This window comes from Streptococcus oralis subsp. tigurinus (assembly GCF_002093575.1).
Classification (GTDB): Bacteria; Bacillota; Bacilli; order Lactobacillales; family Streptococcaceae; genus Streptococcus; species Streptococcus oralis_CH.
In genome coordinates, this window is the sequence record NZ_LNVH01000002.1 from 34,271 (window position 1) to 46,580 (window position 12,310).

Consider the following 12,310-nt stretch of genomic DNA (forward strand, 5'->3'; position numbering starts at 1 on the left):
TGGGCGCAATAGTACTACAGCTGTACTGTTCACAATGTGATAAAGTTCATTTTCTACTGACTGATTCTAACTAGCTGGCGAATGCAAAAGCGCTACGATTGTACAAATTATAGAATCTTTTCAGGAGATTTAGGAAGGCATCTTAGCCATATTGACGCTGCTATCGCTTTTTGTTATAGTCAAAGAGAGAGCAGTTTGGAACAATAGTTTATTCACAGTCTGTGGATAAGTCTTGGAGGAAATGACATAAAACTCAGGGTGTTGAAGTATCCTGATAATAGTTCCGTATATTAGTGACTTGCTAGAGAGCTAGTAGAAACCCTAGTACAGAGCTATTTGGCAAAGGTCTGTTTAGAGGAATAGGTCCAAAGTCTAAGAGCTGGATTCTGGAGAAACTAGTTTTTAGGTATGCTTTCTTATCCACAAGTTGTGGATAACTTTGTGAACAAGAGAAAGAGATACGAGATGATGACGAACATAAAACCACATGGACCATTACCAAGTCAGGCCCAGCTAGCTTATTTAGAGGATGAACTAGCTGCCTTTATCCATTTTGGCCCCAATACCTTTTATGACCAAGAATGGGGAAGTGGGCAAGAGGATCCCAAGCGTTTTAACCCGACCAAGTTAGATGCGCGTGAATGGGTTCGGGTACTCAAAGAAACGGGTTTTAAAAAGCTGATTTTGGTGGTTAAGCACCACGATGGTTTTATCCTCTACCCGACAGCCCATACAGATTATTCGGTCAAGGCTAGCCCTTGGAGGGATGGAAAGGGGGACTTGCTCCTTGAGGTTTCCCAAGCTGTAACTGAGTTTGACATGGATATGGGAGTGTATTTGTCTCCTTGGGATGCTCACAGTCCCCTCTATCACGTGGACCGAGAAGCGGACTACAATGCCTATTATCTGGCTCAATTGAAGGAAATCTTATCAAATCCTGCTTATGGCAATGCTGGGAAGTTCGCTGAGGTTTGGATGGATGGTGCTAGAGGGGAAGGGGCCCAGCAGGTCAACTATGAGTTTGAGATCTGGTTTGAAACCATTCGTGACTTGCAGGGCGATTGTTTGATTTTCTCAACAGAGGGAACTAGTATTCGCTGGATTGGCAATGAACGAGGCTATGCAGGGGATTCCTTGTGGCAAAAAGTCAAGCCAGACCAGTTGGGGACAGAGGCGGAATTAGATTATCTACAGCACGGAGACCCCTCTGGGACGCTATTTTCAATCGGTGAGGCAGATGTTTCTCTTCGCCCGGGCTGGTTTTACCATGAGGATCAGGATCCTAAGTCCCTGGAGGAGTTGGTCGAAATCTACTTTCACTCGGTAGGGCGGGGAACTCCACTCTTGCTTAATATCCCACCGAACCAAGATGGCCTCTTTGATGAAAAGGATATCCAGCGTCTCTATGAATTTGCTGCCTACCGTGACGAGCTATATAAAGAAGATTTGGCTTTGGGAGCCACGGTATCTGGCCCTGCTCTATCACCAGACTATGCCTGTCATCATCTGACAGATGGACTGGAGGCTAGTTCTTGGGCAAGTGATGCAGAGTTGCCAATCCAATTAGAGCTCGATTTAGGATCTCCTAAAACTTTTGATGTGATTGAGTTAAGAGAAGATTTGAAGATGGGGCAACGCATCGCTGCTTTCCGTGTTCAGGTAGAGTTGGATGGTGTCTGGCAGGAGTTTGGATCTGGTTATACTGTTGGCTACAAACGTCTCTTACGAGGATCAGTCGTTGAGGCTCAGAAGATTCGTGTGACCATTACAGAGGCACAGTCTTTGCCTTTGTTAACCAAGATTTCACTCTATAAAACACCTACCTTGTCGAAAAAAGAAACTGTTCAGCAACTAGAGTTTTCAGAAAAAAGTCTAGCTGTGACCAAGGGAGAAAATGTCCACTTTACAGTGAAGCGCATAGAATTTAGCAGTCCTTTAGAAGCTAAGATTTCGATTCAACCAGGGACGGGTGTGCATGGTGTCGCTTATCGGGACGAGATTCAAGTCCTTACGTTTCAAGCTGGTGAGACTGAAAAAAGGCTAACACTACCAACCTTGTATTTTGCAGGAGATAAAAGCTTAGATTTTTATCTGAATTTGACAGTAGATGGTCAGCTGGTTGACCAGCTTCAGGTCCAAGTTTCATAAAAGAAGAACCTTTGCGCGATGCAAAGGTTCTTTTGGTTAGGAGTGATTTGGTAGCCAGCTGAGGGTGAAGGTCAGTTGCTCAGCTTTCAAGAGGTCTTGGTGTTGAATGCTAGATACTATGGTCTTGTCCAATCGACATTCTTTAACAAAGTTGAAGTGGCTGTGGTTTTGCTTGGCATGGATATCCAGCCATTTATTTTCCTTAGCCAGGTAGATACGGAGATGGTCAAAGAGAGGGATTCCGAGGTCGTAGCTGGGCTTGCCCGGACAGGTCGGGTAGAATCCCAGAGCCGACCAGATGTACCAAGCCGAGAGACTGCCATTGTCCTCATCGCCAGGATAGGCTTGCCAGCTGGGGTGAAAGGCTTTCTGACGGAGCGTCTTGATGAGAAGAGCGGTATAGTCAGGGTAGTCGCTGTAGCGGAAGAGATAAGGGATGTGGAAGCTAGGCTGGTTGGAAATGGCGATTTGCCCAAAGGGAGCTGTTGCCATCTCGCTCATTTCATGAATCTCGTAACCATAGCCAGTCGTCTCAAAGAGGGTAGCGTCCTGACAGGCTTTCAATAGATAATTGCTAAAGGCTTCTTTTCCGCCCATAAGCTGGATTAAGCCAGGGATGTCGTGTAGAACGCCTAAAGTCGCTTGAATGGCAGAGCATTCGGCGTAGTCGCGTCCCCAACTATAAGGGGAGAAGTCAGGGCGGAAGTTGCCTTGACTATCTCGCGCACGCATGTAGCCCGTCACAGTGTCAAATAGATGGCGGTAATTTTGTGACGAAGTTCTATAAGTTTCCGCGATGTCATTCTGACCTTGTTTTTCGGCACAGCTGGCGATGCAAAAATCACTATAGGCATAGTCTAGGGTGTGGCTGACGCTTTCGTGGTGGTCGGTAGAGAGGTAGCCCAGTTCTTGGTATTGGGCTAGTCCATGGCGGCCATTGATGCCGAGAGGGTCAGACTTAGTGGCTGTTTCCAGCATGGCCTGAAGGAGTTCTTCTTCCAAGTCGGGAGCTATTTCCTTGCAGGCGCTATCTGCGATAATGCCATCTAGCAGGGTACCAGGCATCATGCCACGTTCATCTGGAGCCAGCCATTTTGGAAGGAATCCAGTATCGCGGTAGCTATTGAGGAAACCTTCTAAAAAGCGGTGATAGTGCTCCGGTATGATAAGGGCAAAGAGGGGGAAGGTGGTGCGGAAGGTATCCCAGAAACCATTGTTGCTAAAGAGGACACCGGGCTTGATAGTACCAGTAGCCAGATCCATGTGGATGGCTTGTCCTGATTCATCAACTTCATAAAATGTCTGTGGGAAGAGGAAGAGTCTGTAAAGGCAGTGATCAAAGAAGGTTCGGTCAGCCTCTCCTGTCTCGATAACGTCAAAACGATGGAGGAGATTTTTCCAGTCCGCTTGGGCATTTGCTTTACAGCTGTCAAAGTCCTTTTGAGGTAGATTAAGCAGAGCTTGAGAAGGCGAGATGAAAGAAGTCGCTAGCTGGATCTCAGCATGACTATCTGTCAGGTCAATACGCCAATCTCCACCTTCTTGGCTGATAGCAAGAATATCCGTATTCATTTGTAGAGCAGTAAACAGTATCAGAGGATTTTTGGTAGTCTCAGTTTTGCCTTCTTGTCTTAGGGCAAGAGTTCGCTTATCTAATTGCTCTACGGTCAGTTCATCTGCTGCGTGAAGGTAGAGGGAGAGGGCTTTGCCTTGCTTTTGCTCCAAACGAATAGAGGCACCGTAGCAAGTCGGTGTGAGCTGGATTTCAATCTGATAGCGCAGGGAGAAAATCTTCAGATAATGAGGTTGGAAAGAGGCCTTATCTAGATCATAGGAAGACTGGCGATGGAAGAGGCTATCTCCCCCTAGCTGGCCGGTGACAGGTGTCAGAAGGAACCAAGAGTAGTCCCCAATCCAAGGACTGGGCTGATGGGTCAATCGAATCCCCTGAAAAATGGGCAGATGCGGATCGAAAAACCAATCTCCCTCCTGGTCATTGGTCTGAGACACAAAATAATTCATCCCGAAAGGGACGCCCGTGTAGGGCAGAGTATTCCCTCGAGAAAAGGCATGTTTGCTGGCAGTCCCAAAGCGGGTATCGATGGTTTCAAGTAGTGGTTTCATAGTCTTTCCTTTAGCTGTTTTTCTACATTATATCAGAAAAAGAGGGCCTTTAGATATGGGGTTCGAAAGTAAGCAATTTTGTAGAAAAATGACTATCATTTGTGTATGTATTTTCTGTCTCAAAAACTATATACTGAACATGAAACTTGTTTGAAAGAGGAAACTGCACGATGATTTATTCGAAAGAAATTGTTAGAGAATGGCTGGATGAAGTAGCAGAGCGGGCTAAGGACCATCCGGAGTGGGTGGATGTCTTCGAGCGTTGCTATACAGACACCTTGGACAATACGGTCGAGATTTTAGAAGATGGCTCAACTTTTGTCTTGACTGGGGATATTCCTGCCATGTGGCTTCGGGATTCGACAGCCCAACTCAGACCCTACCTTCATGTGGCTAAGAGAGATTCTCTCTTGCGTCAGACCATTGCAGGTTTGGTCAAGCGTCAGATGACCTTGGTGCTCAAGGATCCTTATGCCAACTCCTTTAACATTGAGGAAAACTGGAAGGGGCACCATGAGACTGACCACACCGACCTTAACGGCTGGATTTGGGAGCGTAAGTATGAGGTGGACTCGCTTTGCTATCCTTTGCAGTTGGCTTATCTCCTTTGGAAAGAAACAGGGGAAACCAGTCAGTTTGATGAAACTTTTGTCACAGCAACCAAGGAAATCCTTCATCTCTGGACGGTAGAGCAAGATCACAAGAACTCTCCATATCGCTTTATTCGAGATACCGACCGTAAGGAAGACACTTTGGTAAATGATGGTTTTGGTCCTGACTTTGCCGTGACAGGAATGACCTGGTCAGCCTTCCGACCAAGTGATGACTGCTGCCAGTATAGCTACTTGATCCCATCCAATATGTTTGCAGTCGTTGTCTTGGGTTATGTCCAAGAAATCTTTGCAGAATTGAATCTAGCTGATAGCGAGAGTGTCATCGCAGACGCTAAACGTCTGCAAGCAGAGATCCAAGAAGGTATAGAAAACTACGCCTACACCACTAACAGCAAGGATGAAAAGATTTACGCCTTTGAAGTGGATGGTCTAGGAAATGCTAGCATCATGGATGATCCAAACGTACCAAGTTTGTTGGCTGCTCCATATCTTGGTTACTGTGATGTCAATGATGAAGTGTATCAAGCAACTCGTCGGACCATTCTGAGCCCTGAAAATCCATACTTCTACCAAGGAGAATACGCTAGTGGTCTCGGAAGTTCTCATACCTTCTATCGCTATATCTGGCCAATCGCCCTTTCTATCCAAGGCTTGACAACAAGAGATAAGGCGGAAAAGAAATTCTTGCTCGATCAGCTCGTTGCCTGCGATGGTGGCACAGGTGTCATGCACGAAAGCTTCCACGTAGATGATCCAACGCTCTATTCTCGCGAATGGTTCTCATGGGCCAACATGATGTTCTGCGAGTTAGTCTTGGATTACTTGGATATCCGCTAAGGAGCGCGCTTTAGTTTCACCGATTCGTGTCAGAATCACACCTTTACATTTAAAACGTTAAAAATAAAAATTTAAGTTAGAATGAGGTTTTACTCATGGAAAATGTTGTTGTACATATTATCTCACACAGTCACTGGGACCGTGAGTGGTATCTACCTTTTGAAAGCCACCGGATGCAGTTGGTGGAATTATTTGACAATCTTTTTGATCTCTTTGAAAATGACCCTGAGTTCAAGAGCTTCCACTTGGATGGCCAAACCATTGTCCTGGATGACTACTTGGAAATTCGCCCTGAAAATCGCGACAAAGTCCAAGGTTACATCGACCAAGGCAAACTCAAAATTGGTCCCTTTTACATCTTGCAGGATGATTACTTGATTTCAAGTGAAGCCAACGTCCGCAATACCTTGATTGGTCAAGCAGAATGTGCAAAATGGGGCAAATCAACTCAGATTGGTTACTTCCCAGATACCTTTGGAAATATGGGACAAGCGCCTCAAATCCTTCAAAAATCAGGCATTCACGTGGCAGCCTTTGGCCGTGGTGTCAAGCCGATTGGATTTGACAACCAAGTTCTCGAAGATGAGCAATTTACTTCCCAGTTTTCAGAAATGTACTGGCAGGGTTCAGACGGAAGTCGTGTTCTCGGTATCCTCTTTGCCAACTGGTACAGTAATGGGAATGAAATCCCAGTTGATAAGGATGAGGCCCTAACTTTCTGGAAACAAAAATTGTCAGACGTGCGTGACTACGCTTCGACCAACCAATGGTTGATGATGAACGGATGTGACCACCAGCCTGTACAGCGAAATCTGAGCGAAGCCATTCGTGTGGCCAATGAACTCTTCCCAGATGTGACTTTTGTTCATAGTTCATTTGATGACTATGTCCATGCAGTAGAAAGTGCTCTACCTGAGCAACTATCTACCGTTACGGGTGAGTTGACGAGCCAGGAAACAGATGGTTGGTACACGCTTGCCAACACTTCTTCATCACGGATTTACCTCAAACAAGCCTTCCAAGAAAATAGCAACCTCCTAGAGCAAGTAGTGGAACCATTGACCGTCATCACCGGTGGGCACAACCATAAGGACCAGTTGACCTATGCTTGGAAAGTCCTTCTACAAAATGCGCCACATGACAGTATCTGTGGCTGTAGCGTGGACGAGGTTCACCGTGAGATGGAGACACGTTTTGCCAAGGTTAACCAAGTTGGAAACTTTGTTAAGACCAACCTTCTCAACGAGTGGAAGGGTAAAATCGCAACCCACGAAGCGCAAAGCGACCACCTCTTTACCGTTATCAACACAGGCTTGCATGACAAGGTTGACACTGTCAGCACCGTGATTGATGTGGCGACTTGTGATTTCAAAGAATTGCACCCAACAGAAGGCTATAAGAAAATGGCGACCTTGACCTTGCCAAGCTACCGTGTCGAAGACTTGGAAGGGCATGCTGTAGAAGCGAAAATCGAAGATCTGGGAGCTAATTTTGAGTATGATTTACCAAAAGACAAGTTCCGTCAGGCTCGTATCGCTCGACAAGTACGCGTGACAGTGCCGGTTCATCTGGCACCACTTTCTTGGACCACTTTCCAATTGCTCGAAGGAGAACAAGAACACCGTGACGGTATTTACCAAAATGGAGTAATTGATACGCCATTTGTAACGGTCAGTGTGGATGACAATATCACAGTCTACGACAAGACAACTCATGAAGCGTATGAGGATGTTGTGCGCTTTGAAGACCGTGGTGATATCGGAAACGAGTATATCTATTTCCAACCAAAAGGAACAGAGCCTATCTACGCAGAACTCAAAGGCTGTGAAGTCTTGGAAAATACAGCACGTTTTGCCAAGATCTTGCTCCAGCATGAATTGACAATTCCAGTAAGTGCAGATGAAAAACTGGATGCGGAACAGAGGGGCATCATCGAGTTTATGACGCGTGAAGCTGGACGTTCAGATGAATTGACAACCCTTCCTCTGGAAACAGAGATGACCGTCTTTGTTGACAATCCACAAATTCGTTTCAAGACTCGCTTTACTAACACAGCCAAGGACCACCGTATCCGTCTCTTGGTTAAGACTCATAACACTCGTCCAAGCAATGACTCTGAAAGTATCTATGAGGTGGTGACAAGACCAAACAAACCAGCTGCTTCTTGGGAAAATCCTGAAAATCCACAACACCAACAAGCCTTTGTCAGCCTTTATGATGATGAAAAAGGGGTGACGGTGGCCAATAAAGGATTGCACGAGTATGAAATCCTTGGAGATGACACCATTGCAGTGACCATTCTTCGTGCCTCAGGTGAGCTAGGAGACTGGGGTTACTTCCCAACACCAGAGGCTCAGTGCTTGCGTGAGTTTGAAGTCGAGTTTGCTCTCGAATGCCACCAAGCACAAGAACGCTTCTCAGCTTTCCGTCGTGCCAAAGCCTTCCAAACACCATTCACTGGTCTTCAAGTTGCTAAACAAGAAGGAAGTGTGGCAGCGACTGGTAGTCTCTTGAGTCACGCGGCACTTAGCTTACCACAAGTTTGCCCAACAGCCTTTAAAGTGGCGGAAAATGAAGAAGGATATGTACTTCGTTACTACAACATGAGTCAAGAAAATGTGCGTATATCAGAACACCAACAAACCATTTTAGACTTGCTTGAGCGACCATATCCCGTTCATTCAGGACTATTAGCGCCACAAGAAATTCGTACAGAATTGATCAAAAAAGAAGACATTTAACAGTTTTAAAGTGTTTGATAACTAATACTATGAGATAGAAAGGAGGGGCGAAAGAGTAAGGATTAACTACTGATTCGCCCCTTTTTTGGTGAAAATATGACGATTGCAACCATTGATATCGGAGGGACCGGTATAAAATTTGCTAGTCTAACTTCCGATGGAAAAATACTAGATAAGACAAGTACTCCAACGCCAGAAAGTTTGGAGGATTTACTGGCATGGCTAGACCAACGTCTGTCGGAGAAAGATTATAAGGGCATTGCCATGAGCGTCCCAGGCGCGGTCAATCAAGAAACGGGTGTGATTGAGGGAATCAGTGCCGTGCCTTACATACATGGCTTTTCTTGGTATGAGGCCCTTGCTCATCATCAACTCCCTGTCCATCTAGAAAATGATGCCAACTGTGTTGGACTTAGTGAACTGCTGGCTCACCCAGAGATTGAAAATGCAGCCTGTGTCGTTATTGGGACAGGGATCGGTGGGGCCATGATTATCAATGGCAAGCTTCACCGAGGTCGTCATGGCTTGGGGGGAGAGTTTGGCTATATGACAACCATTGCACCTGCTGAAAAACTCAACAACTGGTCGCTACTAGCCTCTACAGGAAACATGGTTCGCTACGTAATTGAAAAATCTGGTCAGACTGACTGGGATGGTCGCAAGATTTACCAAGAAGCTACAGCAGGCAATGCCTTTTGCCAAGAAGCCATTGAGCGCATGAACCGTAATCTGGCTCAAGGCTTGCTCAATATCCAGTATCTGATCGATCCAGATGTTATTAGTCTGGGAGGTTCCATCAGTCAAAACCCAGACTTTATCCAAGGGGTCAAAAAAGCTGTCGATGAATTTGTCGAAACCTACGAAGAATATACCATCGCTCCAGTGATCCAAGCCTGCACCTATCATGCAGATGCCAATCTCTACGGTGCCCTTGTCAACTGGCTACAGGAGGAAAACCAATGGTAAGATTTACAGGACTTAGTCCCAAACAAGCGCAAGCTATTGAGGTTTTAAAAAGTCACATTTCCCTACCGGATGTGGAAGTTGCAGTCGCTCAGTCTGACCAATCCTCTATCTCTATCAAGGGTGAAAGTGGACACTATCAACTAACCTATCGCAAACCTCACCAACTTTACCGCGCCTTGTCCTTATTGGCAACAGCTCTAGTAGAAGGTGATAAAGTGGCGATTGAGGAGCAGGCGGCTTATGAAGAGTTGTCCTACATGGCAGACTGTTCTCGAAATGCGGTGCTCAATGTCGCTTCTGCCAAGCAGATGATTGAGGTCTTGGCTCTCATGGGCTACTCAAACTTCGAGCTCTACATGGAAGACACCTACCAGATTGAGGGGCAGCCTTATTTTGGTTATTTCCGTGGGGCCTATTCAGCTGAAGAGTTACAGGAAATCGAAGCCTATGCCCAGCAGTTTGATATGACCTTTGTGCCCTGCATTCAGACCTTGGCCCACTTGTCGGCCTTTGTCAAATGGGGTGTCAAGGAAGTGCAGGAACTTCGTGATGTAGAGGACATTCTCCTCATTGGAGAAGAAAAGGTTTATGACCTGATTGATGGCATGTTTGCCACTCTGTCTAAACTGCAGACTCGCAAGGTTAATATCGGGATGGACGAAGCCCACTTGGTTGGTTTGGGACGCTACCTTATCTTGAACGGCGTTGTAGACCGCATTCTCCTCATGTGCCAACACTTGGAGCGCGTGCTGGATATTGCAGACAAGTATGGTTTCCACTGCCAGATGTGGAGCGATATGTTCTTTAAACTCATGTCAGCGGATGGCCAGTACGACCGCGATGTGGAGATCCCAGAAGAAACTCGTGTCTACCTAGATCGTCTCAAAGACCGTGTAACCTTGGTTTACTGGGATTATTATCAGGACAGCGAAGAAAAGTACAACCGCAATTTCCGCAACCATCACAAGATTAGCCAGGATATCGCCTTTGCAGGTGGTGCTTGGAAGTGGATCGGTTTTACCCCCAACAACCATTTTAGCCGTCTTATTGCTCTTGAAGCCAATAAAGCCTGTCGTGCCAATCAGATCAAGGAAGTTATTGTGACGGGTTGGGGGGATAATGGTGGTGAAACAGCCCAATTCTCTATTCTACCAAGTCTGCAAATCTGGGCAGAGCTCAGCTACCGCAATGACCTAGACCGTCTGTCTGCTCACTTCAAGACCAATACAGGTTTATCAATTGAGGACTTTATGCAGATTGACCTAGCCAACCTCTTGCCAGACTTGCCGGACAATCTCAGTGGTATCAATCCTAACCGCTATGTCTTTTATCAGGATGTTCTCTGTCCGATTCTTGATAGACACATGACACCTGAACAGGACAAACCGCACTTCGCTCAGGCAGCTGAAACGCTTGCTGAAATCAAAGAAAAAGCAGGTGCCTACTCTTACCTCTTTGAAACTCAGGCCCAGTTGAATCACATTTTAAGCTCTAAAGTGGATGTGGGACGACGCATTCGTCAGGCTTACCAAGCGGGTGATAAAGAAAATCTGAAAGAAATCGCAAGACAAGAATTACCAAAACTCAGAAGCGAGATTGAACACTTCCATACCCTCTTTAGCCGTCAATGGTTGAAAGAAAACAAGGTCTTTGGTTTGGATACGGTCGATATCCGTATGGGCGGACTCTTTCAACGCATCAAGCGAGCAGAAAACCGCATCGAGGTCTATTTGGCAGGTCAGATTGACCGTATCGACGAGCTAGAAGTTGAAATCTTACCATTTACTGATTTCTACGCAGACAAGGATTTCGCAGCCACCACAGCCAACCAGTGGCATACCATTGCGACAGCTTCGACGATTTATACGACTTAAAAAATAAAACCTTCAACATTATAAAAACGCATCCTGCTAAACACTCAGAAAGTTTCGATAGGATGCGTTTTTGTATAAAGAAATTTACTGCCATTTAGCAATTAATTCTTCCTTGTTTTCGTTGACGTAATATAGAAAATCAAGAGTTGCTTGGGAAGGTTCTTTAGCATAGAGGAAGCCGTAGGGTAATGTATGGGGAGTGTCTAATGGAATGGTCACTAGACTGGGGTGGTTATCTTGAAAAATCTTTTGAGTGATAAAGATATAGGGTTGAACTTCTGTCATGGAAATCAAATCCTGCCCAATTGTTTGGGCATCTTGAACAGTAATATCTGGATCTAAGTCTTGGAGATCCTTTCGCAGAGCATCCAGTTGGCTAATTGCCCCCTCTCTAGCAAGAATAATCGTATATGGAAGGATGTCCTCTAGGAACACCTTCTTTTTCTTTGCCAGGGGATGGAGTTGATTGACAGCAATACAGATGGGTGTTTGAAAGAGCTCAAAGAATTGACATTGATCCGCCCAAGCTAGGTCACAAAAGATGGCTTCTAAGAGATCGCATTGATTTCCAAGAAGTTCGAATTGCTTAAACTGACTAAGCTCGGAAACCAGATTTGGAATTTCATAGTGGAATTGGAGTTCATCTTCTCTCGTCATATTCATGGTATCAATGAGAACACGGGCCCGAAAGATAGGAGAGCTTCCAATTTTGATAGTCATGAGGCTATCTTCAAAAATCTGTTTCGCCCGCTCTAAAGCCCTATCAGATAGAGCTATTATTTTTTTACCATCTTCATAGAGAGATTGTCCAGCAGGGGTCAGGGAGACTCCTCTGTTACTACGGTTGAATAATGGGAAACCACATCGTTCTTCCAGAAGATTGATCTGTTGGACAATGGCAGGAGTAGAAATAAAGAGTATTTCAGCAGCTTTCCCAAAAGAGCCAGCTTCGGCTACTTGGATAAAAGTTGCTAGTTGTTGGATATACATGACGGCCTCCTTAGTG

At 45.6% G+C, this 12,310-nt stretch carries 7 protein-coding genes; 5 read left to right on the forward strand and 2 right to left on the reverse strand.

Annotated elements, in window-relative coordinates; translation table 11 throughout:
• Positions 1–468: 468 nt before the first annotated feature.
• Positions 469–2,148 (forward strand): alpha-L-fucosidase, encoded by a 1,680-nt coding sequence (locus ATE37_RS02880; RefSeq protein WP_180382752.1) that lies wholly within the window; start codon positions 469–471, stop codon positions 2,146–2,148.
• 36 nt (positions 2,149–2,184) lie between these two features.
• Here the strand turns inward: ATE37_RS02880 and ATE37_RS02885 are convergent, their stop codons facing one another.
• The gene (locus ATE37_RS02885) at positions 2,185–4,272 is read right to left on the reverse strand and encodes a GH92 family glycosyl hydrolase (protein ID WP_084867677.1); all 2,088 of its coding nucleotides are present in this window, start codon (positions 4,270–4,272) and stop codon (positions 2,185–2,187) included.
• 170 nt (positions 4,273–4,442) lie between these two features.
• Between ATE37_RS02885 and ATE37_RS02890 the strand changes: the two genes are divergently transcribed.
• From ATE37_RS02890 to ATE37_RS02905, 4 genes are all read left to right on the forward strand, one after another.
• Entirely contained in the window at positions 4,443–5,723 is a 1,281-nt protein-coding gene (locus ATE37_RS02890) for a glycoside hydrolase family 125 protein (RefSeq protein WP_084867679.1), read from the forward strand.
• Positions 5,724–5,818: 95 nt separating this feature from the next.
• On the forward strand, positions 5,819–8,464 hold the full coding sequence (locus ATE37_RS02895) for an alpha-mannosidase (RefSeq protein WP_084867680.1): 2,646 nt from the start codon (positions 5,819–5,821) through the stop codon (positions 8,462–8,464).
• A 96-nt stretch (positions 8,465–8,560) separates the two neighbouring features.
• A complete protein-coding gene (locus ATE37_RS02900; protein WP_084867682.1) occupies positions 8,561–9,430 on the forward strand; it encodes an ROK family protein in 870 nt (289 codons plus the stop codon).
• Positions 9,424–11,304 (forward strand): beta-N-acetylhexosaminidase, encoded by a 1,881-nt coding sequence (locus tag ATE37_RS02905; protein ID WP_084867684.1) that lies wholly within the window; start codon positions 9,424–9,426, stop codon positions 11,302–11,304. The genes ATE37_RS02900 and ATE37_RS02905 overlap by 7 nt, the downstream gene beginning before the upstream one ends.
• An 84-nt stretch (positions 11,305–11,388) precedes the next feature.
• On the opposite strand, the gene ATE37_RS02910 is transcribed toward ATE37_RS02905, so the two are convergent.
• The gene (locus tag ATE37_RS02910; RefSeq protein WP_084867686.1) at positions 11,389–12,294 is read right to left on the reverse strand and encodes a LysR family transcriptional regulator; all 906 of its coding nucleotides are present in this window, start codon (positions 12,292–12,294) and stop codon (positions 11,389–11,391) included.
• Between the last annotated feature and the right edge of the window lie 16 nt (positions 12,295–12,310).